The organism is Sinorhizobium fredii, assembly GCF_002944405.1.
Classification (GTDB): Bacteria; Pseudomonadota; Alphaproteobacteria; order Rhizobiales; family Rhizobiaceae; genus Sinorhizobium; species Sinorhizobium fredii_C.
On sequence record NZ_CP024307.1, the window covers coordinates 961,531 to 986,866 of the forward strand.

The 25,336-nt window shown below is 62.6% G+C and carries 30 protein-coding genes; 23 read left to right on the top strand and 7 right to left on the bottom strand.

Annotated features, from left to right (window positions below; all coding sequences use genetic code 11):
- Nucleotide 1: 1 nt before the first annotated feature.
- Together NXT3_RS04560 and NXT3_RS04565 are read right to left on the bottom strand one after the other, a co-directional pair.
- The gene (locus NXT3_RS04560) at nucleotides 2-607 is read right to left on the bottom strand and encodes a CbiQ family ECF transporter T component (RefSeq protein WP_104838858.1); all 606 of its coding nucleotides are present in this window, start codon (nucleotides 605-607) and stop codon (nucleotides 2-4) included.
- Nucleotides 601-1,281, bottom strand: coding sequence for an energy-coupling factor ABC transporter ATP-binding protein (locus tag NXT3_RS04565; RefSeq protein WP_037413363.1), 681 nt, complete (start codon nucleotides 1,279-1,281; stop codon nucleotides 601-603). The genes NXT3_RS04560 and NXT3_RS04565 overlap by 7 nt, the downstream gene beginning before the upstream one ends.
- 236 nt (nucleotides 1,282-1,517) lie before the next feature.
- Between NXT3_RS04565 and NXT3_RS04570 the strand changes: the two genes are divergently transcribed.
- From NXT3_RS04570 to NXT3_RS04580, 3 genes are all read left to right on the top strand, one after another.
- Nucleotides 1,518-2,717, top strand: coding sequence for a winged helix-turn-helix domain-containing protein (locus NXT3_RS04570; RefSeq protein ID WP_097526295.1), 1,200 nt, complete (start codon nucleotides 1,518-1,520; stop codon nucleotides 2,715-2,717).
- A 70-nt stretch (nucleotides 2,718-2,787) separates the two neighbouring features.
- A complete protein-coding gene (gene tldD, locus NXT3_RS04575; RefSeq protein WP_037413378.1) occupies nucleotides 2,788-4,203 on the top strand; it encodes a metalloprotease TldD in 1,416 nt (471 codons plus the stop codon).
- A gap of 10 nt (nucleotides 4,204-4,213) precedes the next feature.
- Nucleotides 4,214-4,717 (top strand): GNAT family N-acetyltransferase, encoded by a 504-nt coding sequence (locus NXT3_RS04580; RefSeq protein WP_104838859.1) that lies wholly within the window; start codon nucleotides 4,214-4,216, stop codon nucleotides 4,715-4,717.
- 29 nt (nucleotides 4,718-4,746) lie between these two features.
- Here NXT3_RS04580 and NXT3_RS04585 read toward each other — a convergent pair whose 3' ends face one another.
- The gene (locus tag NXT3_RS04585) at nucleotides 4,747-5,145 is read right to left on the bottom strand and encodes a RidA family protein (protein WP_037413380.1); all 399 of its coding nucleotides are present in this window, start codon (nucleotides 5,143-5,145) and stop codon (nucleotides 4,747-4,749) included.
- A gap of 156 nt (nucleotides 5,146-5,301) precedes the next feature.
- Here NXT3_RS04585 and NXT3_RS04590 point away from each other — a divergent pair, with 156 nt between their 5' ends.
- Nucleotides 5,302-5,943, top strand: coding sequence for a TetR/AcrR family transcriptional regulator (locus NXT3_RS04590; protein ID WP_037413381.1), 642 nt, complete (start codon nucleotides 5,302-5,304; stop codon nucleotides 5,941-5,943).
- Here NXT3_RS04590 and NXT3_RS04595 read toward each other — a convergent pair.
- A complete protein-coding gene (locus NXT3_RS04595; RefSeq protein ID WP_097526293.1) occupies nucleotides 5,940-7,193 on the bottom strand; it encodes a D-alanyl-D-alanine carboxypeptidase family protein in 1,254 nt (417 codons plus the stop codon). The genes NXT3_RS04590 and NXT3_RS04595 overlap by 4 nt on opposite strands.
- A gap of 244 nt (nucleotides 7,194-7,437) precedes the next feature.
- Between NXT3_RS04595 and NXT3_RS04600 the strand changes: the two genes are divergently transcribed.
- The gene (locus tag NXT3_RS04600) at nucleotides 7,438-8,490 is read left to right on the top strand and encodes a polysaccharide deacetylase family protein (RefSeq protein ID WP_104838860.1); all 1,053 of its coding nucleotides are present in this window, start codon (nucleotides 7,438-7,440) and stop codon (nucleotides 8,488-8,490) included.
- A gap of 110 nt (nucleotides 8,491-8,600) precedes the next feature.
- On the opposite strand, the gene pdxH is transcribed toward NXT3_RS04600, so the two are convergent.
- Nucleotides 8,601-9,221, bottom strand: coding sequence for a pyridoxamine 5'-phosphate oxidase (pdxH, locus tag NXT3_RS04605; RefSeq protein WP_104838861.1), 621 nt, complete (start codon nucleotides 9,219-9,221; stop codon nucleotides 8,601-8,603).
- A 138-nt stretch (nucleotides 9,222-9,359) separates the two neighbouring features.
- On the opposite strand from pdxH, the gene NXT3_RS04610 reads away from it, so the two are divergent.
- From NXT3_RS04610 to NXT3_RS04625, 4 genes are all read left to right on the top strand, one after another.
- Nucleotides 9,360-9,812, top strand: coding sequence for an RT0821/Lpp0805 family surface protein (locus tag NXT3_RS04610; protein WP_037413388.1), 453 nt, complete (start codon nucleotides 9,360-9,362; stop codon nucleotides 9,810-9,812).
- A 210-nt stretch (nucleotides 9,813-10,022) separates the two neighbouring features.
- Nucleotides 10,023-11,072, top strand: a complete 1,050-nt coding sequence (locus NXT3_RS04615; protein ID WP_104838862.1) for a DnaJ C-terminal domain-containing protein — start codon at nucleotides 10,023-10,025, stop codon at nucleotides 11,070-11,072.
- A 204-nt stretch (nucleotides 11,073-11,276) separates the two neighbouring features.
- Complete coding sequence (gene fabI / locus NXT3_RS04620) at nucleotides 11,277-12,095, top strand: enoyl-ACP reductase FabI (RefSeq protein WP_037379294.1); 819 nt, start codon at nucleotides 11,277-11,279, stop codon at nucleotides 12,093-12,095.
- A gap of 142 nt (nucleotides 12,096-12,237) precedes the next feature.
- Nucleotides 12,238-12,822 (top strand): histidine phosphatase family protein, encoded by a 585-nt coding sequence (locus NXT3_RS04625; RefSeq protein WP_037413391.1) that lies wholly within the window; start codon nucleotides 12,238-12,240, stop codon nucleotides 12,820-12,822.
- 45 nt (nucleotides 12,823-12,867) lie between these two features.
- Here NXT3_RS04625 and NXT3_RS04630 read toward each other — a convergent pair whose 3' ends face one another.
- Nucleotides 12,868-13,128: a DUF1344 domain-containing protein gene (locus NXT3_RS04630; RefSeq protein ID WP_012707100.1), complete on the bottom strand. Its 261-nt coding sequence runs from the start codon at nucleotides 13,126-13,128 to the stop codon at nucleotides 12,868-12,870.
- Nucleotides 13,129-13,643: 515 nt separating this feature from the next.
- On the opposite strand from NXT3_RS04630, the gene aroC reads away from it, so the two are divergent.
- Together aroC and ribB are read left to right on the top strand one after the other, a co-directional pair.
- A complete protein-coding gene (aroC, locus tag NXT3_RS04635) occupies nucleotides 13,644-14,741 on the top strand; it encodes a chorismate synthase (protein WP_037413392.1) in 1,098 nt (365 codons plus the stop codon).
- A gap of 19 nt (nucleotides 14,742-14,760) precedes the next feature.
- The gene (gene ribB, locus NXT3_RS04640; RefSeq protein ID WP_104838863.1) at nucleotides 14,761-15,861 is read left to right on the top strand and encodes a 3,4-dihydroxy-2-butanone-4-phosphate synthase; all 1,101 of its coding nucleotides are present in this window, start codon (nucleotides 14,761-14,763) and stop codon (nucleotides 15,859-15,861) included.
- An 84-nt stretch (nucleotides 15,862-15,945) separates the two neighbouring features.
- Here ribB and NXT3_RS04645 read toward each other — a convergent pair whose 3' ends face one another.
- A complete protein-coding gene (locus NXT3_RS04645) occupies nucleotides 15,946-16,476 on the bottom strand; it encodes an invasion associated locus B family protein (RefSeq protein ID WP_037413395.1) in 531 nt (176 codons plus the stop codon).
- 368 nt (nucleotides 16,477-16,844) lie between these two features.
- On the opposite strand from NXT3_RS04645, the gene coxB reads away from it, so the two are divergent.
- From coxB to ispH, 12 genes are all read left to right on the top strand, one after another.
- Nucleotides 16,845-17,729 carry a cytochrome c oxidase subunit II gene (coxB, locus tag NXT3_RS04650; protein ID WP_104838864.1) on the top strand — a complete coding sequence of 295 codons (885 nt, stop codon included), beginning with the start codon at nucleotides 16,845-16,847 and terminating at the stop codon, nucleotides 17,727-17,729.
- Between the two features lie 20 nt (nucleotides 17,730-17,749).
- Entirely contained in the window at nucleotides 17,750-19,441 is a 1,692-nt protein-coding gene (ctaD, locus tag NXT3_RS04655; RefSeq protein WP_037379304.1) for a cytochrome c oxidase subunit I, read from the top strand.
- A 98-nt stretch (nucleotides 19,442-19,539) separates the two neighbouring features.
- Entirely contained in the window at nucleotides 19,540-20,496 is a 957-nt protein-coding gene (locus tag NXT3_RS04660; protein ID WP_037413399.1) for a heme o synthase, read from the top strand.
- A complete protein-coding gene (locus tag NXT3_RS04665) occupies nucleotides 20,496-20,636 on the top strand; it encodes a cytochrome c oxidase system small membrane protein (RefSeq protein WP_037413400.1) in 141 nt (46 codons plus the stop codon). The genes NXT3_RS04660 and NXT3_RS04665 overlap by 1 nt, the downstream gene beginning before the upstream one ends.
- 10 nt (nucleotides 20,637-20,646) lie before the next feature.
- A complete protein-coding gene (locus tag NXT3_RS04670; protein WP_097526286.1) occupies nucleotides 20,647-21,246 on the top strand; it encodes a cytochrome c oxidase assembly protein in 600 nt (199 codons plus the stop codon).
- Nucleotides 21,247-21,308: 62 nt separating this feature from the next.
- A complete protein-coding gene (locus NXT3_RS04675; protein WP_037413402.1) occupies nucleotides 21,309-22,187 on the top strand; it encodes a cytochrome c oxidase subunit 3 in 879 nt (292 codons plus the stop codon).
- 182 nt (nucleotides 22,188-22,369) lie between these two features.
- The gene (locus NXT3_RS32265; RefSeq protein WP_234828080.1) at nucleotides 22,370-22,648 is read left to right on the top strand and encodes a L,D-transpeptidase family protein; all 279 of its coding nucleotides are present in this window, start codon (nucleotides 22,370-22,372) and stop codon (nucleotides 22,646-22,648) included.
- On the top strand, nucleotides 22,645-22,755 hold the full coding sequence (locus NXT3_RS32270; protein WP_423827991.1) for a L,D-transpeptidase family protein: 111 nt from the start codon (nucleotides 22,645-22,647) through the stop codon (nucleotides 22,753-22,755). The genes NXT3_RS32265 and NXT3_RS32270 overlap by 4 nt, the downstream gene beginning before the upstream one ends.
- A complete protein-coding gene (locus tag NXT3_RS04685; RefSeq protein WP_104839933.1) occupies nucleotides 22,752-23,144 on the top strand; it encodes a DUF983 domain-containing protein in 393 nt (130 codons plus the stop codon). Before NXT3_RS32270 ends, NXT3_RS04685 begins: the two co-directional genes overlap by 4 nt.
- Nucleotides 23,104-23,889: an SURF1 family protein gene (locus NXT3_RS04690; RefSeq protein WP_104838865.1), complete on the top strand. Its 786-nt coding sequence runs from the start codon at nucleotides 23,104-23,106 to the stop codon at nucleotides 23,887-23,889. Before NXT3_RS04685 ends, NXT3_RS04690 begins: the two co-directional genes overlap by 41 nt.
- A gap of 13 nt (nucleotides 23,890-23,902) precedes the next feature.
- Nucleotides 23,903-24,268 (top strand): DUF1304 domain-containing protein, encoded by a 366-nt coding sequence (locus tag NXT3_RS04695; RefSeq protein ID WP_104838866.1) that lies wholly within the window; start codon nucleotides 23,903-23,905, stop codon nucleotides 24,266-24,268.
- A gap of 3 nt (nucleotides 24,269-24,271) precedes the next feature.
- On the top strand, nucleotides 24,272-25,282 hold the full coding sequence (ispH, locus tag NXT3_RS04700) for a 4-hydroxy-3-methylbut-2-enyl diphosphate reductase (protein WP_104838867.1): 1,011 nt from the start codon (nucleotides 24,272-24,274) through the stop codon (nucleotides 25,280-25,282).
- Nucleotides 25,283-25,336 lie beyond the last annotated feature (54 nt).

A 25,336-nucleotide genomic window follows, 5' to 3' on the forward strand; every position in this document is an offset into this window, starting at 1 on the left:
TTTATTGGCGGCGGAATCCGCGCGCGTCAATGGCCGCCGCGATCGTATCCGCATCTTTCAGCGTCAGGATGATCAGCGGGCCGATGATCGTCATCGGCCGGATCGGCAGTCCTCGTGCACGGTGCGCCTCGCTGATTGCCTGATATCTGGCGAAGATATCCGGGACGAAGCGTAGCACGAGGCCAAGCGCCAGGCTGACATCGGCCGCCCGCAGGAGCCCGACGCGCTCCAGCGGCTTCAGGAGGATGGTGATCTCATCCATGAAGGCGCCGATTGTCGTCGTCGCCGTGACCGCGGCGGCGAAGAGCACGAGGGTCGTCAGCCGCAATATGAGTGCGACCACCTGGGGGAGTGGAACGAGGAAGAGGTTGATCCCCGCCAGCACGAGGATGGTGAACAGGACGAAGCCGACCCGCGAAAAGGCCTGGCGCGCCGACATGCCGAGGGAAAGATAGAGCGCACCGCAGAGGAGAAAGGCCGGCAGCAGCAGGAGCGGCGCGTTCGTCGCAAAAAGCGCCACGCTCAGGACGATGAGAGCGGCGAGCTTCAGGCGCACCGGCACCCGGTGGAACCAGCTCTGTCCTTCCACATAGAGGCTCGTCAGCATCCGGCCACCTCGTGATAGCGCCCGATTGTCTCCTCGGGGGTTCCGTCGGCAACGAGGCGACCTTCGTGAAAGAGCAGCAGGCGCTCGACCCCTTCGACAAGCCCGAGATCATGGGTGATGACGATCGTGTCCTCGTCGAGCGCATCGATCGTTGCCGCGACCATGCGGCGGTTGCGCAGGTCGAGCTGGTTGGTCGGCTCGTCAAGGATCAGGATTTTCGGTCCGGTGACGACGACGCTCGCCATGGCGACAAGCTGCGTTTCCCCGCCCGAAAGCTCATGCACGCGCCGTCTCGCAAGATGGCTGACGCCGAAGCGGGCCAGCACCGCCTCCGTTCGCGAGGAAATCTCGTGCGTTGGCAGTCCGCGATTCTTGAGCCCGAAGGCGATGTCGTCCGAAACGATCGGCATGATCAGCTGGTGCTGTGGGTTCTGGAAAATGAAGCCCGCCTCGGCAAGCACGTCCCTGTCATCCTTCACCGTATCGAGGCCATTGACCAAAACGTGACCCGTCGTCGGCTTGACGAGCCCGTTGATCAGTCGCGCGAAGGTCGTCTTGCCGGAACCGTTGAGGCCGATGATGCCGATCCGCCGTTCGTCGAGGGCAAGCGTCAGCGGGTGAAGCGCTACCCGCTCGCCGAACCGGACCGAGCAATCGGTGAAGCGGATGTCCAATCTTGATCCTCGTCCAGTTGTCGTGGTGGCTCTAGCGCATCGCCCGAAAATCGGCATCGATTTTTCGGGAAGCACGATGCGTAGGTTTAAAGTGTTACAGCGTCCTTTGCGCGTCTGAAAAGACGTGCGGCGCTGTATAGGGCAACTCGATCGGCAAGGGCAATGCAGCCTTTGCCCGATTGCTTTATGGTGGAACTGTATTTGAATTATGGGAATAAAAGCCTATCCTCTTGCCCATGACGATTCGCCTCTCCAACCGCGATGCCCGGCGCATCTTCCTTTTCAAGCAGCGCCTCTCTGCCGCGCCGCATCGCGCGCTCGGCAAGGACGGTCTCCTGCGGCTGATCCGCGATATCGGCTTCGTGCAGGTTGATAGCATCGGCACCGTCGAGCGCGCCCATCATCAGATCCTGTTTTCACGCAACCAGACCTATCGCCGCGAGCATCTGAGCGAATTGCTGGAAGAGGATGGCGAGCTCTTTGAGCACTGGACTCATGATGCTTCGATCATTCCGAGCGCCTTCTTTGTCTATTGGAAGCATCGCTTCAAATGGGAGAGCGAAACGCTCAGCGAGCGTTGGCGCAAATGGCGCGGCGACGGCTTCGATGCGGGTTGCGACGAAACCTATGAGCGGATCGCCAGCGGCGGCGCCGTCATGGCGCGCGAGCTGAAGGAGGATCATCACGAATCGGGCGGCTGGTGGAACTGGCACCCGTCGAAGACAGCGCTCGAGGTGCTCTGGCGCCAGGGCCGGCTGGCGATCGCCCGCCGCGTCAATTTCCAGAAGGTCTATGATCTCACCGAGCGGGTGATCCCGGCGCATCACTACGACGGCGATGTGAGCCATCCGGAGTTCGTCGACTGGGCCTGCCGCAGCGCCCTCGAACGCCTCGGTTTTGCCACGCACGGGGAGATTGCCGCCTTTTGGGATCTCGTCTCGCCCGAGGAAGCGAAGGCCTGGGTCGCCGAACATCGCGGCGAGCTTGACGAAATCGTCATCGAGCCTGCCAATGGCGGCAAGCCACGGCTGTCCTATGCCTTTGCCGGCTTTCCGGACATTCTCGCCGATGTGCCCGATCCGCCGGCGCGCATTCGCGTGTTGAGCCCCTTCGACCCCTTGCTGCGCGACCGGAACCGCACCGAGCGACTTTTCGGTTTCTTCTACCGCATCGAAGTCTTCGTTCCCGAGGCGAAGCGCGAATATGGCTATTATGTCTTTCCGCTTCTCGAAGGCGATCGGCTGATCGGCCGGATCGACATGAAGGCCGACCGCAAGCGCGGCAGCCTCGACGTCAAGCGCCTGTGGCTCGAACAAGGCGTCAAGCCGGCGTCGGGCCGCATTGACAAGCTGATGGCCGAACTCGACCGGATCGCCCGTTTCACTGGCGTGGCAGAGGTCAATCTGCTGGAAGGCTGGAACGCCGATCTCTCCTGACCGATTTTTCTTGGCTTGCGGCGCCGGGCTTCCTAAATGGAAGGAACCCTTCACGACGCGGAGCAGAACGATGGACACCAACCTCATAAGCCTCTTCGATGCGGACGAGGCGGCGGTCCGCAAGGTTCTCTCCGAGACGCTTGCCGGCGCCGACGACGGCGAACTCTTCCTCGAGCATGCGCAGGCGGAGGTGCTCTCCTTCGACAATGGCCGCCTGAAGGGTGGCAGCTTCAACACCGACCAGGGTTTCGGCCTGCGCGCCGTCGCCGGCGAAGCGGTCGGTTACGCCCATGCCGGGGAATTGTCGCTTGCCGCGTTGAAAAGGGCCGCGGACGCGGTCGGGCAGGTGACCCGCGGCTATTCCGGCTCCTACGCCGCTGCCCCGCAGCGCACCAACAAGAAGCTCTATGGCGATGAAAATCCGATCGGCGAACCGAGTTTCGAGACGAAGGTGAGCCTGCTCCAGGACATCGACGCCTATCTGCGAGCCAAGGACCCCAAGGTCAGGCAGGTGACGGCGACGGTCGCCGCAAGCTGGCAAGTGGTGGACATCTTGAGGTCGGACGGGCATCGTGTTCACGACGTGCGGCCGATGACCCGCATCAACATCTCGGTCGTGGTCGGCGAGGGCGAAAGGCAGGAATCCGGTAGCTTCGGCATCGGCGGCAGGCGCGGCTTCGGCGACTTCATCACCGAAGAGAACTGGAAAAAGGGTGCCGACGAGGCGTTGCGGCAGGCGCTCGTCAACCTCGAGGCAATCGATGCGCCGGCAGGAACTATGGACGTGGTGCTCGCTTCCGGCTGGCCGGGCGTGATGCTGCACGAAGCGGTCGGCCACGGCCTGGAAGGCGATTTCAACCGGAAGAAGACCTCCGCCTTCGCCGGGCTGCTCGGCGAGCAGGTGGCGGCCAAGGGCGTCACCGTCGTCGATGACGGCACGATCGAGGCGCGGCGCGGCTCGATCTCGATCGACGACGAGGGCACGCCCTCCGGCTACAACGTGCTGATCGAGGACGGCAAGCTGGTCGGCTACATGCAGGACCGGCAGAATGCCCGGCTGATGGGCATGAAACCGACCGGCAACGGCCGCCGCCAGGGCTACGCCCATGTGCCGATGCCGCGCATGACCAACACCTATATGCTTGCCGGCGATCGCACGCCCGCTGAAATCATCGCCTCGGTGAAGAAGGGTATCTATGCCGTTTCCTTCGGCGGCGGCCAGGTGGACATCACCTCGGGCAAGTTCGTGTTCGGCTGCACCGAGGCCTATTTGATCGAGAACGGCAAGGTCGGCGCGCCGGTCAAGGGCGCCATGCTGATCGGTAATGGACCGGATGCGATGAAGCGGGTAACAATGGTCGGCAACGACACGAAGCTCGACACCGGTATCGGCAACTGCGGCAAGGCGGGCCAATGGGTGCCCGTCGGCGTCGGCCAGCCGCATCTCAGGATGGATCAGATCACCGTCGGCGGCACTCAGGCATAGGCAAGTCGAGATGGCGGGTCAGTCGGGAGATGCTCTGGAAGTCCGGCGTTTTTTGGCGGCAGACGAGCAGGGCGTCATCGACGTCATCCTACCGATCCAGCGCGAGGAATTCGGCATTCCCATCACCGCCGAAGATCAGCCCGATCTTCGGGCAATTCCCGCATTCTACCAGAGCGGCGACGGAGACTTCTGGGTTGCAGCCGTCGGCGAGCGGATCGTCGGCACGATTGCGCTCAAGGATATCGGAGGCGCCGAGGCGGCCCTGCGCAAGATGTTCGTCGCGTCCGACTTTCGCGGGCGCGAATACGGCACCGCCACTCGCCTGCTCGATACCCTCCTCGCCCATGCCGAACGGCGGCAGTTAACGGCGATCTATCTCGGCACGACCGAGAAGTTCCTCGCCGCCCATCGGTTCTACGAAAGGAACGGCTTTGTCGAAATCGCCAGGCAAGATCTGCCGGCGAGCTTTCCGGTGATGGGCGTCGATACGATATTCTACGTTCGCCGATTTTGAGGGCCCGACAGAAGAGCGCGGATATCCTGTCAGGTATTTGCGGGAATACGGGCGATGACCTTTATCTCGAAGTCGAAGCCTGCGAGCCAGGTCACCCCGAGCGCAGTCCAATTTGGGTACGGCGGCTTGCTGAAAACCTGTTGCTTGACCTCCATGATGGTTCCGAACTGGTTTTCGGGATCGGTGTGGAAGGTCGTCACGTCGACGATATCATCCATCGTGCAACCCGCTGCGCTCAGTGTTGCCTTGAGATTTTCGAATGCCAGTTGGACCTGGCGCCTGAAGTCGGGTTCGGGAGTTCCATCAGGACGGCTGCCGACCTGCCCGGAAACGAACACGAGATCGCCGGATCGAATGGCGGCGGAATAGCCGTGCTCCTCATAGAGTGCGTGCCTGTCTGCAGGAAAGATTGCTTCGCGCTGGGTCATTCTGATTTCCTTTGGGATGATCTAGAGAGAACCGATGAGCGCGTTCATGCTTCACAAGCCGGCGCCACATTGGTATACGGTACGTATGTGAAATATCCAAATACGCACCGTATGTCAAGTCTATGTACGAGTCGTATGTGAAATTGTGAGTTTGAAATGGCGAAACGACGCAGCGAAACGATGGAGGAGAACCGGGTCAAGTTGATCGGGGCTGCAAGAAAGGCCTTCGCGGAAAAGGGATATTCCGCGGCATCGATGGACGATTTGACCGCCGAGGCAGGTTTGACGCGCGGTGCGCTCTACCACAACTTCGGGGACAAGCGAGGGCTGCTTGCGGCGGTTGTCGAGCAAATCGACTCGGAGATGGCGTCGCGCGCGCAGGAGATCGGCGCACGCGAGGGCAACGATTGGCTGAGACTATTGGCCGAGGGCGCGGCCTATATAGAGATGGCGCTTGATCCAGAAGTGCAACGCATTGTTCTTCTCGATGGACCCGCGGTGTTGGGTGATCCCTCGCAATGGCCCAGCCAGAACAGTTGCCTGCAAGTAACGAAAAGAGCTGTGGAACTCCTCATTGCGCGGGGCATCGTCAAGCCGCTTGACGCGGAAGCATCAGCCCGGCTTCTCAGTGGTGCCGCGCTCAATGCTGCTCTCTGGGTCGCGGCAAGCGACAACCCACCGGATGTGCTGCCGAAAGCCGTGGAGGCTTTCCGTTCCCTTGCGGCGGGGCTGCTTTTGCAGCCCTCGAGCGCTGCCGATGGCTGTGCGCATCGCCTGGAAAACGCGTCCCGATCTTAGCTGCGGCCGGGAAGCAGCAGGCAGTCGTAGGACCGTTTCTTGAGGATGGTGCAGGCCGAGTCGGCCGCCTCCCGGCTGGGGAAGCCGATGAAGCGGGAGCGGTAGCGCTTCCCGGAGCCGCTGCCGTCCACATCCGTATGCGGCGAGGCGCCGAGCAGGGCCGCACCGCCGGCCGACTGTGCCTCGACGAGAATTCTGCGCGCGGCTTCTGCCGTGGGTGACGTCGAAATCTGGATCTGCCAGTAGGCAGCCGCCTTCGCCTCGCTGCGCGCGACCACCTCGATTTCGGTTGGCCGATCAGCCGGAACCACAGCTGCGGGCGAGGCCGCCATGAGAGCTGCGCTCGCTTTCTTTCCGGCCCGAGTGGGTTCGGAATAGAGAGACACGCCGGGCAAGGTCGCGACCTCGACCGTGTCGAGCGGCTTAGCCGCGGCCATCGCCGATCCGCTGCCAGACTGGGACGCCCTGCCCAGGTGTTGATCGAGCAGCGCCGCCATCTTGTTGTCGCGGCTTTTCGCCGTGCGTCCGCCGAGCACGACGCCGATGACACGGCGGTTGCCGTCTCTGACGGCGCTGACCAGATTGAATCCGGAAGCGTTGGTATAGCCGGTCTTGATTCCGTCCATGCCGTCGTAACGATACATCAGCCTGTTGTGGCCCCGGATCACCCGGCCGCGGAAATTGAAGCTCTGCGCCGAGAAGAGCCGATACTCCTGCGGAAAGTCCCGGATCAGCGCCATGCCGAGTCTTGCCATGTCGCGCGCCGTCGTCACCTGCTGGCTCGCAGGCAGGCCGGATGCGTTGACGAAGACGGTGCGCGTCATGCCGAGCCGGCGCGCCTTCGCCGTCATCATCTGGGCAAAGGCGGCTTCGGAGCCGCCGAGTTTCTCCGCCATCGCCGCAGCGGCATCATTGGCGGAATGGACGATCATGCCGTAGACGGCCTGCTCGACGGTGATGGCGTCGCCGGGCTTGAGGCCAAGCTTGGTCGGCGGCTTGCGCGCCGCTTCCTTCGACATCGGTACCGGGGTCTGCCAACCGATCTCCCCCCGATGCAAGGCCTCGAAGGTCATGTACAGCGTCATCATCTTCGTCAGCGATGCCGGATAGTTCAACTCATCCGCATTTTCGGCGGAAAGAACCCTGCCGCTGCGGGCGTCGATGACGAGGGACGCGCTACCCGCGAAAGCCGATCCGGTGGCAGCGACGAATGCAACGATCGCCGCCAAGGCAAATTGCAAGTTCTTCATGATTCCCCCTTGAACCGCGTGGCTTCTGGCGCGCGAAGTGTCAGGACGTGGCCGACGTGGATTTGTCGTAACATTAAGGCCGAAAATCGATAAGCGCAGCCCCTTTTTAAGGTTTGCCCCGACTTTCAATGGCAGCGCCGGCCGATTCAGCAAGGCTTAACAGAGGTGGCGTAAAGCTTCGGCAAAGTGCTGCGGGGCGGGTTCAGCGGCGTCTCGCGAAGCCGGTGCGGCACAGCGGAGAAGGATGAGACAGTTGGTCGCGAAGATCGTCCGCAACCATTTGCGGCGGGCCGCAATTGCCGGCGGGCTCGAGGCCGCACATCTCCTTGCGCGCGCCGGTCTGATGGGCGAGGCCCGCGGCCGCGGTGCCGTCTTTACCTTGCATCATGTCCGCCCCAGGGAACATCGAAACTTTGATCCCAACGCGCATCTGGAAATCACCCCGGCGTTCCTCGAAAAGACGATCGTGACATTGAAGCGCGGCGGTTACCGTTTCGTCGCTCTCGAAGATCTGCCGGCATGTCTCGCCTCGACCGGCGATCGGCCCTTCGCTTGCTTCACGCTCGACGACGGCTACCGCAACAATCTCGAATGGGCGCTGCCCGTATTCGAACGGCACGCCGTTCCCTTCACCGTCTTCGTCACGGCAGGCTATGTCGATCGCAGCCACACGCTGTGGTGGGAAACGCTCGCCGAGCTGCTGTCGCCCAGCCGCGAGTTCCGCTTCGACTTCGGCGATGGTGCGGTGCCGCTCTCGAGCGGCACGCTTGTGCAGAAGCAAGCGGCTTTCGATCGCATCGCCGCCTTTATCCATAGAACCGACGAGGCGAGCGCCGTGGCGGCGCTGAACCGAGCTGCGCTGGCGCAGGGCATCGATCCCCTCGCCATCACCGAGCGACTGACGCTCGACGAGAGCGGTCTTCGCGCCTTGGTCGCAAGCCCGCTCGCCAGCCTCGGCGCGCATACGGTCAGCCATCGCGCGCTGGCGCGGCTCGATGACGAGGAGGCCCGCCGGGAAATCGCCACATCCGCCGCACGGGTCGAGGCGATCACCGGCAGGCCGCCGCTGACCGTCGCCTATCCCTATGGCTACGGGCCGACGGTTTCGAAGCGGGATCACCGGCTGGCCGCGGATCTAGGCTTCACCGTTGGCGTGACGACCGAACCGGGCACGCTCTTTGCCGGCGTCAATCTTCATGCAATGCCGCGGATCTCGCTGAACGGTCACTTCCAGAGCGAACGCTATGTCGCTGCGCTCGCCTCCGGCATTCTGTTCCGGCTGCTGCATGAGTCCTGAAATCGGAATCGATTTCAGGACTCATGCAGCAGTTCAAAGTGCTACAGCGATCTTGGCGCGTCCACTTGGACGCGCGGCGCTGTAGCCTGGCGACAGGTCGCGGCTTCCCGTCAGGGATACATCCGAAGCTTTTCCCACCCTCCTTCCGGGAGGGGGCGGCGGAACTCCATGCGGTCGTGCAGTCGGAATGGACGGTCATGCCAGAACTCGATCGAGGTCGGCCGGATGCGGAAACCCGACCAGTAATCCGGACGCGGGATTTCGCCGATGGCGTGACGGGCGGTGAATTCGGCGACGGCCTTCTCGAGCGCGAAGCGGCTCTCGAGCGGTCGGGACTGCTTCGAGGCCCAGGCGCCGATGCGGCTGCCGCGCGGCCGACTCCTGAAATATTCGTCCGCCTCTTCATCGGTGACGATTTCCACCGGCCCGCGCAGGCGCACCTGGCGGCGCAGCGATTTCCAGTGGAAACACATGGCGGCCTTGCGGGTCGCCAGCAATTCGCGGCCTTTCTGACTCTCGAAATTCGTGTAAAAGACAAAGCCGCGTTCGTCGAACCCCTTGAGCAGCACCATGCGGACATTGGGCAGTCCATCGGGATCGACGGTCGCAAGGGCGACCGCGTTGGGGTCATTCACCTCGCTCTTCTCGGCGTCCTTCAGCCATGTGCCAAAGAGGGAAAAGGGCTCGTCTGCCTCCGTGAAGTCACCGGTTGTTAACTCATTCGCCGTCATATTGCCTTCCTATGCCGTGTATCTGGCGCGGGAGCGCGTCGGGATGAGCCCGATTGTCGTTTCCGCATCGAAAAATGTCGGAGCCCGCCAGCGCTTCCTCGGGCTGCGCTCGGCTCTGGCGAGTCAGACAGGATTGCCGTGCAAGACATAGCAAAGTGGATCGATGGCAAGAAGGGTTTTTCCATTGCGCTGCTGCGCAGTGCGGCTTTGTGCCTGACCGTCTTGGCGCTTCCGGGCTGCATGGGCGGTGGTCTTGATCTCTTCGGAAGTTCGAGCGTCGATCGTTCGGTCGCGACCGGGACCGTGCCGGTCGCCAAGACGTCCGACGGTCTCTCGGACGCGGTCGCCGTGCGCAATGCGGTTTCCTCGGCCGATATTACTGCGAGCAGCAACGCCATTCCCTGGGCGAATGCCTCGTCGGGCAGCGCCGGGGTCATCAGCAGCATCGAGGAAGACCGCGCCTCCGGCGTGCTCTGCCGCCGCTTCACCACCACGCGCCACTCCTTCGAAGGCATTGCCAAGTTCGATGGGCGGACCTGCCAGCTCGACAATGGCGAGTGGTATCTGACGAGCTTCGGCCCGCAGGGCTGAAATCCTCGGTTAACCACATCCCCGCAAAGACGCGGGACTGCGGCCCGAGCGGCCCGCAACCGCCTGCGGGGCGATAGGTCGGCTAACCGATATTTAGCAACTTCCCCGGATCATCGCTTCCGAGAAGAGCGGCCCATCTTGAGCTGCCGTCGTAGTGCGTAGACGCGCCGCCGCCAAGGGCTGGCCGTTCAAAGAATGTGGTGACAAGCCATGCGTGATCCCTATGCAATCCTCGGCGTGCGTCGCGGCGCTGGACAGGACGAAATCAAGGCCGCCTGGCGGTCGGTCGCGAAAGCGATCCATCCGGATCACAACCAGGACGATCCGCTGGCGACCGAACGCTTTGCCGAAGCCGGCCGGGCTTACGAACTGCTGCGGGACCCGGCGCGCAGGAGCCGCTACGACCACGCGCGGCGGGAGGCGGAACTGCGTCGCATGGAAGCGATGAAGGAGAAGATGCGCGGTCCGGAGCAGGTCGAGGAACCGGTCGGCGCGGAGAGCGCCGAGGAGGCGGTATCGCGCATTTTCGGCGTCGATCCACAACCGGCATCCGGCAACAGGCCGAGGGCCTCGGCGCAGCGCCCCGCCGAGAAGGTCGCTCCCGCCGCCGAGGCAAAGCCGGAGCCGCCCGTCGAAACGACACAGGAGCCGGTAAGGACGGATACAGCGGTCCGGCGGCTTGCGGCGCCCGGGACGGAACTGGTTGCGGCGATCGTCCGGCGCATCCGCGACCGCATCACGAAGACGGCCGAGAAAGTGCCGGATCTGGCTGTCGAATTGCCGGTCAGCATCGACGAGGTGATCAACCGGGCGCGTGTCTCCCTGGAGCTTCCCGACGGCGAAACGGTGAAGCTGGCAGTTCCGCCTGGCGCGGTCGACGGCCAGGTGGTTCGCCTGAAGGAGCAGGGCTACCGGGTCGCCGGCATGACCCGTGGCGACGTCGTCGTGACCCTGCGCATCCGTCAGGACGGCGCCTTCCGCACCCAGGGCCTCGATCTCGTGACCACCCTGCCGGTCGACCTCCAGGATGCGGTCCTCGGCTGCGAGGCCGCAATCGAAACGCCGAGCGGAGCCGTGACCGTCACGGTTCCGGCATGGTCGGGATCCGACCGCGTCATCCGGATAGCCGGTAGGGGTTTGAAGGGAGCCGACGGCGAAAGCGGCGACCTCCTTGTCGAGTTGCGGCTGGTGCTGCATGAAAAGCCCGACGACAAGGTCACCGACCTGATGCGGGCGCAGCGCGACGGCCTCTATTTGTAACGGTTCAATGACAAGCTGAACCAATATTACGGGGACTAACAGTTCCTGATCCGCACCGCGCTTGAACCGGTCTGGCGGCTATGCCATAGGCAATTCTCGACATTTTGCCGCATCCACCATTGGTGGCATAGTACGGCGCCATCGACATTCGGGAATCTGGCATCGGCTCCGGCCGGTCCAGGCAGACAGTATTGGGGACATTCCATGGCTCAGGCATCGGGTCTGATGAATGGCAAGCGCGGCGTCATCATGGGCGTCGCAAACAATCGCTCGATTGCGTGGGGCATCGCCAAGGCTCTGTCGGAAGCGGGCGCTGACATCGCGCTGACCTGGCAGGGCGACGCGCTGAAGAAGCGCGTCGAGCCGCTGGCGCAGGAACTCGGCGCCTTCATGGCCGGTCATTGCGACGTGACGGACCTTGCCACGATCGACGGCGTATTCTCGGCGCTTGAGGAGAAATGGGGCAAGATCGATTTCGTCGTGCACGCGATCGCCTTCTCCGACAAGGACGAGCTGACGGGCCGCTACCTCGATACGAGCCGCGACAACTTCGCCCGCACGATGGATATTTCCGTCTACTCCTTCACGGCCGTTGCGGCGCGTGCCGAGCGCATCATGAACGATGGCGGCTCGATGCTGACGCTGACCTATTACGGCGCCGAAAAGGTGATGCCGCATTACAACGTCATGGGCGTCGCCAAGGCGGCGCTCGAGGCAAGCGTGCGTTATCTCGCCGTCGATCTCGGCAACCGCGGCATCCGCGTCAATGCGATCTCGGCCGGCCCGATCAAGACGCTCGCCGCCTCCGGCATCGGCGACTTCCGCTATATCCTCAAGTGGAACGAATACAACGCGCCGCTGAAGCGCACCGTTTCAATCGAGGAGGTTGGCAATTCGGCACTCTACCTCCTGTCCAACCTGTCTACCGGCGTCACCGGCGAGGTGCACCATGTCGATTCCGGTTATCATACGGTCGGCATGAAAGCGGTCGACGCTCCGGACATTTCCGTCCTGAAGGACTGATCGCTTCTTGCGTGCAACTGCTTGAATCCTCGGACCGAGTTCGGTCTAAGATTTGAGCAGCTGTCCGGTTGCGCGAGCGGCCTTCGCGCGCCTGGCAAGACACGCAACGCGGCGGGCGGCGGCCTCATCCGGAGTGAACACTGTGCTGATCTACATGGTTCGCCACGGCCAGACGGACTGGAACGCCGAGAGTCGTCTACAGGGGCAGAAGGATATTCCCCTCAACGAGACCGGCCGCCAGCAGGCGACCGGCAATGGCGTGGCCCTCGGAGAGATCCTCGGGCGGAATGCCGCCAGCTTCGATTTCGTCAGCAGCCCGCTTGGCCGGACGCGTGAGACCATGGAGCGCCTCAGGCGGGCCATGGGGCTCGACCCTTTCATCTACCGCACCGACGAGCGGCTGAAGGAGGTCTCCTTCGGAGCCTGGGAGGGCTTCACGCTTTCGGAATTGAAACGCCGGGTGCCGGAGCGCATTGCCGCACGCCGGGTGGCGAAATGGGACTTTATCCCGCCCGGCGCGGATGCCGAAAGCTATGAAATCCTCTCCTGGCGCGTCGGTGCCTGGCTGAAGGATGTGAGGAAGCCCACCGTCTGCGTCAGCCACGGAGGCGTGATCCGTACCCTGTTCAAGCTGCTCGGAGAAATGGAGCCGGATGAAGCAGCGGCAGCAGCGATTCCACAGGACCGGCTGCTGAAGATCGTCGACGGCTCGATCAACTGGCTTTAGGCGGGATGCGCGCACAAATGTTCGTGCCGGACCCTTGGGGCCAGCCTACTGAACGATTTCCAGATCGTTGATGACGCGTTTGCCGTCCACTTCGGTGTAGAAGACGAGAACCTTGACGCCGGCCTCAAGTCCCTCGAAGTTGAATTCCTCGGGCGCCTGGTAGCTCTTGCCGTCGTCGAGCGAGAGGCTCAGCTGCTCGGTGTCGATATTGGTGATCACGGCTTCGACGTCGGCGCTTTCCGCGTGGACCGAGAGCGGCGATAGCAAGCTTGCGGTAGCCATGAGCGTCGCAATGACAAATCGCATCTTTCCTGCCCTCTTCCATGAAACTGCGAATTTCCTCGTCATCACCCTTTGATCCCCGATTGTGGCAAAAGTTCTTTTTGCCATGGTTTTTTAGGATTTAGCTGCTGATTCCGAACAGTGTTTTCGGCGGCTGGAAGAGTGAACGCCGGCCACGGGAATTTCAAGCCGCTAAGGCCGGAACGCGGGTGCTGTACGCCCTGCCGAAGGATGTCGCAGCGGGTTTTCCAAAGAAAGATCGCGGAGAACTCCAGGGCGGCAGGCAGGCCGCGACAACCGTAGACCGTAATCCAAGCGAATCGGAGCCGAAAATCCGGGCTTGCGGCAAGTCCTCCCGCAACAGCGGAAGCCCTTTCCCCAATGAGTGCTTTACACTAAGAGAGGGCGCGCGCTTTCGCGCGGTCTGAGCAGGACGGAAATACGAAGTCTTTCGCGTTCTGCTCTCACTCGATTAGAATCGATCCGGAGGGATTGGGTCGGTCGGTCCGATCTCTCGGGTCCTGAGCACGGTAGCCGTCATGTCGCACAATACCTTCGGTCATCTCTTCCGCGTCACCACCTGGGGCGAGAGCCACGGAGCGGCGCTCGGCTGCGTCGTCGACGGATGCCCGCCCGGCATTCGCTTCACGCTCGCCGAAATTCAGGCCTGGCTTGACAAGCGGAAACCCGGCCAGTCCCGGTTCGTGACCCAGCGCCGCGAAGATGATCTGGTTAAGGTCCTGTCCGGCGTGATGCTCGACGAGGACGGCGAGACGATGATCTCGACGGGTACGCCGATCTCGATGATGATCGAGAACACCGATCAGCGCTCGAAGGATTACTCGGAGATCGCCAAGCGCTACCGCCCCGGCCATGCCGATTACACCTACGACGTCAAATACGGCATTCGCGACTATCGGGGCGGCGGCCGGTCCTCGGCGCGCGAGACGGCGGCGCGCGTGGCGGCCGGCGGCATCGCCCGCAAGGTCGTGCCCGGCCTCGTCGTGCGCGCTGCGCTCGTGCAGATCGGCAAGCACCGGATCGACCGGGCCAATTGGGACTGGGCCGAGGTCAACAACAATCCGTTCTTTGCGCCGGATCCGGCCATCGTTCCCGTCTGGGAGGAATATCTCGACGGCATCCGCAAGGCTGGCTCGTCGATCGGCGCGGTCGTCGAGGTCGTCGCCGAAGGCGTGCCGTCCGGCATCGGTGCGCCGATCTATGGCAAGCTGGACCAGGACATCGCCTCGAACCTGATGTCGATCAACGCCGTCAAGGCCGTCGAGATCGGCGATGGTTTTGCCACCGCCGAGCTCAGCGGCGAGGAGAACGCCGACGAGATGCGCATCGGCTCCGACGGCAAGCCCGTCTATCTCTCCAACCATGCCGGCGGCATTCTGGGCGGTATCGCGACCGGCCAGCCGATCGTCGCTCGCTTCGCGATCAAGCCGACCTCCTCCATCCTGACCGAACGCCGCTCGATCGACAGCGACGGCAACGAGGTGGACGTGCGCACCAAGGGCCGGCACGATCCTTGTGTCGGGATCAGGGCGGTGCCGATCGGCGAGGCCATGCTTGCCTGCACGATCGCCGATCACTATCTGCGCGACCGGGGCCAGACCGGCCGGCTGAAATAATCTGCTGGAGAGAATAAAGATGTCCTATGACCAGAGGCGCGTCGTCGAGGCCATTCGCGCCTTCGAGGCCGGCGAGATCGTCGTCGTTACCGATGACGGCGGGCGCGAAAACGAAGGCGATCTGATCGTCGCGGCCGTGCACTGCACCCCTGAAAAGATGGCCTTCATCGTCAGGCACACCTCGGGCATCGTCTGTGCGCCCATGCCGCGCGACGAGGCGAAACGCCTCAACCTGAATGCGATGGTCGCCGAGAACGACTCCGCCCACACCACCGCCTTTACGGTTTCCGTCGACTTCAAGCACGGGACAACGACTGGCATTTCGGCCGACGACCGCACCCTGACGGTCAGGAACCTTGCCAATCCGAATGTCGGAGCGACGGATTTCGTGCGGCCCGGCCATATCTTCCCGCTGGTGGCGCGTGAGGGCGGCGTGTTGATGCGCTCCGGCCATACCGAGGCGGCAGTCGACCTCTGCAAGCTCGCCAGTTTGCCGCCGATCGGCGTCATTTGCGAACTGGTCAACGACGACGGCACGGTGATGCGCGGCCCGCAGGTGGAGACCTTCGCCGAAACGCACGGCCTGAAGCAGGTCTCCGTTGCGGATCTCATCGCCTACCGCCAGCGCAAGGAGACCTTGATCGAAAAGGCCCATAGCTTCGAGATCGAGACGGCCTACGGCAAGGCGAAGGCGCACACCTATGCGCTGCCATGGGATCCGATGCAGCATCTTGCCGTCGTTTTCGGCGACGTTCGCGACGGCGTCGACATTCCCGTCCGTCTTCACCTCGAAAATGTCGGCGCGGACGTCTTCGGCAATGGCCGCCAGATCGACGAGGTCATGAAGCGCATCGCGGGCGAGGGGAGGGGCGTTATCGTCTACCTGCGCGAGGGCTCGGTCGGCGTCGGCGCCTCCCAGACCGCGCGCAAGGGCAAGCATGACCGCGAGGGCCATTCCGAAGCGCAGGCGCGCGAAAGCGAATGGCTGGAAATCGGCCTTGGCGCCCAGATCCTCAAGGATCTCGGCATCACGTCGATCCGACTGCTGTCCTCCCGCGAGCGCCACTATGTCGGCCTCGAAGGCTTCGGCATCAAGATCGCAGCGACAGAGATCCTGTAGCGCGCACAGGCGGACGGCCAAGTTCACAAGAAAGCCGTGCCTCGGGAAGAGCGCGGCTTTTCATTTCGATAAGCACTCGCGATTTTACGGAAGCGCGTCGTAGCCTTCGCCGAAGCCCTTCAGGTCGACCGGAATGCCGATTCCTTCCTCCGGCGACTGGAAGACGATGAAGGTTGCCGTCCCGCCGGCGCGCATCGTCTTCAGGAGCTCGTCCTCGAGCACCACCTCGGCATAGCAGCCGTCCGAAAAGCAGCGGACGAAATAGGCGCGGCCAATGTCCTTGCCGTCGACATTGAGGCCAAGGCCGTTGGGCAGAAGCACGCCGAGCGGTGCCAGAACGCGAAGGATCTTCGCCTTGCGGTCGGCGGTTTTGAGAACGACGACCGAGAGCCCGACTTCAGGCCGGTCCTCGGCGATGACGTTCTGCATCAGCGCGCATTGTTCGGCAGAGGCGCCGGCCGGCTGATCGCAGACGATCGACCAGGCGCCGTGGTTCGACTTGACGGTCCCGGGTGTGGCAGCAGACTGCTGGGCCAAGCTTGCGGCGGGAAAGACGAAGGCGGCAATTCCGAGCGCGATCAAAGCGGGCAGCCGGGAGAAGAGGGACAGGCCCATGTAAACCTCAAAACGTCGAATCATTCGGGCTATTCTTGATGCGCAGAGATATAAATGAAAAGCCCCGCCACTTACATTCCAGCGGCATATGGCCGAAATTGGGCCTATATCGAGCGCATCGGGCGCGCCGGACGTTTTCGCCGTGACGGGCGCGCGTAGGCAAGGCGAGGATCGCCGCCCTGACGCAATCTCTGATCCGGCGCGAAGGGCGGCGGCGGGAAATCTTGGCTTTGTGCAAAAATGCCGCATGAGGTTCATTGCACAGATGTTGCGGCGCTGGTCAAACTGTGGTTTGAAGCGCTTCCAGTATCGCAGGGATTCTGCGTTCCGGGTTTGATCCTGATCAAGCGCATTGGGGAGACGTAATTGTGAAAAACAAGGCCTATGCAGTTCTGGCAGCGCTTGCCTGTCTGCTCTTTGCTTCGAGCGCCTTTGCTGACAAGCCTGTCGACTGGCAGACCACCTTTCAGCCGGCCGCAACGGGCATCATGGAAGAAATCACGTGGTTTGAACAATATACCCTGTGGTTCATCATTCCGATTACCCTCCTGGTCCTCCTGCTGCTGATCATCGTCGTCGTGAAATTCCGCGAGGGCGCCAATCCCGTTCCGTCGCGGACCAGCCACAACACCGCGATCGAAGTGATCTGGACCGTCGGTCCGGTGATCATTCTGCTGTTCCTGGCCGTTCCGTCCTTCCAGCTTCTCACCGCGCAGCTCACGCCGCCGCAGAACCCGGACCTGACTGTCAAGGCAACCGGCAATCAGTGGTACTGGTCCTATGAATATGAGGTCGGCGAGAATCCGCTCTCCTTCGACAGCCTGCTTTTGAAGGACGAAGACCGCGCGGGTCTCGGCAAGGAAGACAAGGCCGCTTATCCGCGTCTGCTCGCCGTCGACAACGAAGTCGTCGTGCCGGTCGGCAAGACCGTCCGCCTTCTGGTCACGGCTGCCGACGTCATTCATGCCTTCGCCATGCCGGCCTTCGGCGTGAAGATCGACGCCGTTCCGGGCCGCCTCAACGAGACCTGGTTCAAGGCCGACCGCGAAGGTCTCTATTATGGCCAGTGTTCCGAGCTCTGCGGCAAGGATCACGCCTATATGCCGATCGCCTTCCGCGTGGTTGCGCAGGAGAAATACGACGCCTGGCTCGCCGCCGCCTCAACCAATCTCGGCGAAGCGAACAAGGCGCTCATGGCGTCCACCGACGGCGCGGTCAAGACCGTTGACGTCGCCGCAAACGCCGCACAGTAATCGGAAGGGGAGCTCGACCCATGGCTGGAACAGCCGTTCACCACGATCACCGTCATGATCATTCCGATCATGCCCATGATGCAGACCACGCTCACCAGCCGCTGACCTTCTTTCAGCGCTGGTTCCTGTCGACCAACCACAAGGATATCGGCACGCTCTACCTGATCTTCGCGATCATTGCCGGCATCATCGGCGGTACGCTGTCGGTCTTCATGCGCGCCGAACTGCAGGAGCCCGGCATCCAGATCTTCCACGGTCTGGCGCAGATGGTCTACGGCTTCGAAGGCGATGCTGCCATCGACGGCGGCAAGCACATGTTCAACGTCTTCACCACCGCCCACGCGCTGATCATGATCTTCTTCATGGTCATGCCGGCCCTGATCGGCGGCTTCGCCAACTGGATGGTGCCGATCATGATCGGCGCGCCGGACATGGCCTTCCCGCGCATGAACAACATCTCGTTCTGGCTGATCGTGCCGGCCTTCCTGCTGGTGCTGCTTTCGATGTTCGTCGAAGGCCCGGCGGGCGCCTACGGGGCCGGCGGCGGCTGGACGATCTATCCGCCGTTCTCGACCTCCGGCATGCCGGGGCCGGCCATGGATCTGGCGATCCTCGGCCTGCACATTGCCGGTGCCTCGTCGATCCTCGGCGCCATCAACTTCATCACGACGATCCTCAACATGCGCGCGCCGGGCATGACGCTGCACAAGATGCCGCTCTTCGCGTGGTCGGTGCTGATCACCGCCTTCCTGCTGTTGCTGTCGCTGCCGGTTCTGGCGGGCGCCATCACCATGCTGCTCACCGACCGCAACTTCGGTACGACCTTCTTCGCGCCTGACGGCGGCGGCGATCCGATCCTGTTCCAGCACCTGTTCTGGTTCTTCGGCCATCCGGAAGTGTACATCCTGATCCTGCCGGGCTTCGGCATCGTCAGCCACATCATCTCAACCTTCTCGCGCAAGCCGATCTTCGGCTATCTCGGCATGGCCTATGCCATGGTCGCGATCGGCGCTGTCGGCTTCATCGTGTGGGCGCACCACATGTATACTGTCGGCATGTCGCTCGAGACGCAGCGTTACTTCGTCTTCGCGACGATGGTCATCGCGGTTCCGACGGGCGTGAAGATCTTTTCCTGGATCGCCACGATGTGGGGCGGCTCGATCCGCTTCACCACGCCGATGGTCTGGGCGATCGGCTTCATCTTCCTCTTCACCGTCGGCGGCGTCACGGGCGTTCAGCTCGCTAATGCCGGCCTCGACCGGGCGCTTCACGACACCTACTATGTGGTTGCTCACTTCCACTACGTTCTGTCGCTCGGCGCCGTCTTCGCGATCTTTGCGGCCTGGTACTACTGGTTCCCGAAGATGAGCGGCTACATGTACTCCGAGTTCCTCGGCAAGCTGCATTTCTGGGTGATGTTCGTCGGCGTGAACCTCATCTTCTTCCCGCAGCACTTCCTGGGTCTCGCCGGCATGCCGCGCCGCTATATCGACTATCCGGATGCCTTCGCCGGCTGGAACATGGTATCGTCCTACGGCTCCTATGTCGCCGCCGTCGGTGTGCTGATCTTCCTCTTCGGCGTCGCCGAAGCTTTCTCGAAGAAGCGCGTCGCGGGCGACAATCCGTGGGGCGAGGGCGCCAACACGCTCGAATGGCAGCTGTCCTCTCCGCCGCCGTTCCACCAGTGGGAGCAGCTCCCGCGGATCAAGTGACGGACAACGAACAGAAGCCGCCGGTGACGGCGGCTTCTCCCCGCCGGCCTTCCGGCATGATGCGGCCTATCCGGCCGCAGCTAGTTCAGGAAAGAGACATGACGCTCATCGACAATCACGAGGCAGTCGGCATGGAAGGCGCACCGCGCCTGTCCGAAGCCTCTGCGCGCGATTACTTCGAGCTCTTGAAGCCGCGCGTCATGTCGCTTGTCGTCTTTACTGCCTTTGCCGGGCTTGTCCTTGCGCCGGGACAAATCAATCCGGTCATCGGCTTCATCGCCATTCTCTGCATCGCCATCGGCGCCGGCGCCTCCGGTGCGCTGAACATGTGGTACGACGCCGATATCGATGCGGTGATGAGCCGCACCGCCAAGCGCCCCATCCCCGCCGGCAAGATCCTGCCGCAGGAAGCGCTCGCCTTCGGCCTCACCCTGTCGGCATTTTCCGTGATCATCCTTGGGCTCGCCGTTCACTGGCTCGCAGCCGGGTTGCTCGCCTTTACGATCTTCTTCTATGTAGTGATCTACACGATGTGGCTGAAGCGCTCGACGCCGCAGAACATCGTGATCGGTGGTGCCGCCGGGGCCTTCCCGCCGATGATCGGCTGGGCCTGCGTAACCGGGGGCGTGTCGGTCGAGAGCATCGTGCTCTTCCTCATCATCTTCCTTTGGACACCGGCGCATTTCTGGGCGCTGGCGCTCTTCAAGATGGGCGACTACGGCGCCGTCGGCGTGCCGATGATGCCGAATGTCTGCGGCCAGGCGACGACCAAGCGGCAGATCGTGGTGTACGCGCTCCTGACCGCGCTGAGCGGCATCTGTCCCACGCTGCTCGGTTTTGCGAGCCTTGGATACGGAGCCTTCGCGACTGCTCTTGGCTTGGGCTTCGTCTGGTATTCGCTCGCCGTGCTGCGCATGCCGGAAAGCGACCTCAGGATGCTGCCGGCCAAGAAGCTCTTCGCCTTTTCGATCGCCTATCTCTTCGCGATCTTCTCGGCCCTGCTTGTGGACTATGTGATCGTGAATGTCTGGCTCAAGGCCGGGGGTGTCATCTGATGGAAACCGTGAAGCTCAGCGAAGCCCAGAAGAAATCCCGCCGCGGCCGCAATATCGCACTTGGCCTCGTGCTCGCCGGTCTTGTCGGGCTGTTCTATGTCGTCACGCTGATCAAGTTCGGCGGCGGCATGGCCCATTGAAGGTGATGCGATGACGGATACGCCGCAAACACCCGGGAAGGAACGCGCCAACGGTGTCATCGTCGGCGCCTGCCTCGCCTTCGTGGCGGGGATGGTCGGTATGGCCTATGCGGCCGTTCCGCTCTACGACATGTTCTGCCGGGTGACGGGCTATAACGGCACGACGCAGCGCGTCGAGCAGGCGTCCGACGTCATTCTCGACGAGACGGTCAAGGTGACCTTCGACGCCAATGTCGGCCCCGGCCTGCCATGGGATTTCAAGCCGGTTCACCGGGACATCGACGTCAGGATCGGCGAGACGGTGCAGGTGATGTACCGCGCGAAGAACCTCTCGTCGAAGCCGACGACCGGCCAGGCGACGTTCAATGTGACGCCGATGGCGGCGGGCGCCTATTTCAACAAGGTGCAATGCTTCTGCTTCACCGAAACGACGCTCAAGCCCGGCGAGGAAATGGAGATGCCCGTCGTCTTCTTCGTCGATCCGGAGATCGTCAGGCCGGTCGAGACCAAGGACATCAAGACCTTGACGCTGTCCTACACCTTCTATCCGCGCGAGCCGTCCAAGCCGGTCGCCGCGGCAAGGGACGGGCAAACTGAGAACAGACTTTGACAGGACGCCCGTTTCGGCTATGCCGTGCGGGCGACAAGAGAGGACTATCGGGGATTACTGACATGGCCGGAGCGCATCAGAAGAATCACGACTACCACATCATCGATCCGAGCCCGTGGCCTTTGCTCGCCTCCATTGGCGCCTTCGTCATGGCGTTCGGCGGCGTCGGTCTCATGCGCTATGCCGCCGGCGGCTCGTTCAAGCTGTTCGGCCTGGAACTTGCCAACCCGTGGCTCTTCCTGATCGGCCTGGCGATCGTTTTCTACACGATGTTCGGCTGGTGGTCGGATACGATCAAGGAAGGCCGCGAGGGACACCACACACGCGTCGTGTCGCTGCACCTGCGCTACGGCATGATCATGTTCATCGCTTCCGAGGTGATGTTCTTCGCCGCCTGGTTCTGGGCCTTCTTCGATGCCAGCCTGTTTGCCGGCGAGCCCATTCAGGCCGCTCGCGCCGCCTATACCGGCGGCGTCTGGCCGCCCAAGGGCATCGAGGTCCTCGACCCCTGGCACCTGCCGCTCTACAACACGGTGATCCTGCTGCTCTCCGGCACGACCGTCACCTGGGCGCACCACGCGCTGCTGCACGACGACCGCAAGGGCCTGATCTACGGCCTGACGCTTACCGTGCTGCTCGGCGTTCTGTTCTCCTTCGTCCAGGGCTATGAATATGCGCACGCGCCGTTCGCCTTCCGCGATTCGATCTATGGCGCCACCTTCTTCATGGCGACCGGCTTCCACGGCTTCCATGTTCTCGTCGGCACCATCTTCCTGCTGGTCTGCCTTTTCCGGGCGCTCGGTGGCGGCTTCAGCCAGCAGCATCATTTCGGCTTCGAAGCGGCAGCCTGGTACTGGCACTTCGTTGACGTGGTCTGGCTGTTCCTGTTCTTCTCCATCTATATTTGGGGCGGATGGGGTGCGCCGATCGCTCACGGCTGAGGCTGGGGCGGTACGAAGGACAAAGGGCGGCTGCGGCGATGCAGCCGCCCTATTTCGTTTGAGAGCAATGGGCGGGCGATGAAATACGCGTATTTGTGGCTGCTGGCTGCAGCTGTTTTCGTGACGCCACCTGTCACCGCCGCCGAACTGCGGACAAGGTGGTCGTCTACAAGGAACGACGCGTGCTGCAATTGTTTGCCGGCGAGCGCCTCCTGCGCGAATATTCGGTCGCGCTCGGCGGCAATCCCGTGGGAGACAAGATGCAGGAAGGCGACCGGCGGACGCCGGAGGGGCGCTACGTACTCGACTGGCGCAACGACGCGAGCAGCTTCTACCGTTCCATCCACATCTCCTATCCGGCACCCGAGGATGTGCGGGCCGCGGCTGCCAAGGGCCTCCATCCCGGCGGCATGATCATGATCCATGGTCAGCCCAACTATTTCGGCTGGCGGCCTTTTTGACGCAGATGTTCGATTGGACGGATGGCTGCATAGCCGTTACCAATGCCGAGATGGACGAAATCTGGGACATGGTCCCGAACAACACGGCGATCGAGATCAATCCATGAACGACGACAAGGCGTTGTACCCGCCGGTTGACCCCATCATGACAGGCGTCAAGGGGCTTTGCCCGCGCTGCGGCCAGGGCCGGTTGTTCGACGGCTTCCTGAAAGTTCGACCGGCCTGCGAGAGCTGCGAGCTCGACTATCGCTTTGCCGATTCCGGCGACGGTCCCGTCGTTTTCGTCATCCTCATCGTCGGCTTCGTCGTGCTTGGGGCGGCGCTCTGGATCGAGGTCAATGTCAATCCGCCGCTATGGCTGCATTTCCTGATGTGGATACCCCTGGCAACGGTTTTCAGCCTCGCGCTGACGAGGACGTTGAAAGGCGTGCTGATCAATATCCAGTACCGCAACAATGCACGTCCGGGTGAAATCGACCGTGGCCGAGATGCATAAGGCGGCCTCGCATGGGCGCCTCGGCCGGATTGGCGGTATCGTGCTCGTCGCGATCGCCTTCGCCGTGCTCCTCTCGCTCGGTACATGGCAGCTGGAGCGGCTGCACTGGAAGGAGGCGCTGATCGCCGCGATCTCCGAGCGCCGTTCGGCGCCGCCGGCGCCGCTCGGAGAGATAGAGGCGCTGGCTGCGGCCGGCGAGGACATCGACTATCGATCCATCAGCGTGTCCGGCGTGTACGACCACGGCAAGGAGCGGCATTTCTTTGCCACGTACGATGGCCGCACCGGTTACTACGTCTTCACGCCGCTCATGCTCGCGGACGGTCGCGCTCTTTTCGTCAACCGCGGCTTCGTGCCCTTCGAGAAGAAGGACGCCGCAACGCGGGCCGAGGGGCAGGTTGGCGGCAACGTGACCATCAATGGTCTGGCACGGTCGCGGCTTTCCGAAAAGCCTTCGTCGCTGGTGCCTGACAACGATATCGCCAAGAACATCTTCTACTGGAAGGATCTTGGCGCGATGACACAGACAGCCGGCATCGCCGCTGATCGTGTCGTTCCCTTCTTCGTCGACGCGGATGCCGCAAAAAACCCGGGCGGCTTGCCGGTCGGCGGCGTCACCCGGTTCGACCTGCCGAACAACCATCTTCAATATGCGCTCACCTGGTACGGTCTTGCGGGGGCGCTGGTCGTGGTGAGCGGCGCTTACCTCTATCGTCAGCGACGCAGAGATCATTCCGGCGAATGAAACGGGGAAACGAATGGCTATTCTCGCCGCCATCCTGATTGCGCTCACCGCATTGCTGCATGTCGGCTTCCTGGTGCTCGAGATGTTTCTATGGACGAAGCCGCAGGGGCGGGCGGTCTTCCACATGACGGCGGAGCGGGCCGAGACGACGCGGGTGCTGGCGGCCAACCAGGGGCTCTACAACGGCTTCCTGGCCGCAGGTCTCCTCTGGTCGCTGCTCCAGCCCGAACTGACCTTTGCCTTTGAGCTGAAGGTGTTCTTTCTTGTGTGCGTGATCGTTGCCGCTATATATGGCGCATGGTCGGTCAAGCCCCGCATTCTTCTCGTGCAGGGCGGCCCGGCCATGCTCGCGCTCCTGTTCGTTCTACTGGCGTCCTGATTCATGGCCTCATCCACGGCGGCAAAATCCCAGATCACCATACGTCTTTGCGGACCGCGCGGCTTCTGCGCCGGCGTCGACAGGGCGATCCAGATCGTCGTACTGGCGCTCAAGGAGTTCGGCGCTCCGGTCTATGTCCGCCACGAGATCGTGCATAACCGCTATGTCGTCGAAGGGCTGGAGGCCAAGGGCGCGATCTTCGTCGAGGAGCTCGACGAAATTCCGCCGGAGCATCGCAAGCAGCCTGTGGTCTTCTCCGCCCATGGTGTGCCGAAATCGGTGCCCGCCGATGCCGATCAACGCAACCTCTTTTATCTCGACGCCACCTGTCCGCTGGTCTCGAAGGTGCACAAGCAGGCGATGCGGCACCACCGGCTGGGGCGGCATGTGGTGCTGATCGGCCATGCGGGGCATCCGGAGGTCATCGGCACGATGGGGCAATTGCCGGAAGGGTCCGTCTCGCTCATAGAGACGGTGGAGGACGCAGATTTGTATGTGCCGCCCCATCCCGACAATCTCGGCTTCGTGACGCAGACGACGTTGTCGGTCGACGACACCGCGGGGGTCATCAAGCGCCTGCACGAGCGCTTCCCGAACCTGACGGCACCGGCCGCCGATTCGATCTGCTACGCTACGACCAACCGGCAGGAGGCAGTCAAGCAGGCGGCGCCCGGCTGCGACCTCTTCCTGATCGTCGGCGCCCCCAACTCGTCCAATTCCAAGCGGCTCGTCGAAGTGGCGCTGAGAGCGGGGGCAAAGAAATCTGTGCTTGTCCAGCGTGCCTCGGAGATCGACTGGGAAACGATCGGCGACATCTCGACCGTCGGCCTCTCGGCCGGCGCCTCGGCGCCGGAGGTGATCGTCAACGAGATCATCGAGGCGTTCCGTGAGCGCTATGATGCTACGGTCGAACTTGCCGACACGGTCGAGGAGAACGAGAACTTCCTCGTCAATCGCGAACTCCGCCATGTCGAGTTGACCGCCGCCGACATGGCCTTCGTCAATGGAGAATAGGTGCGGGACGATAAAGCTTCCGCTTCGATCCCCTGGAATTCTTTTCCGAAAGTA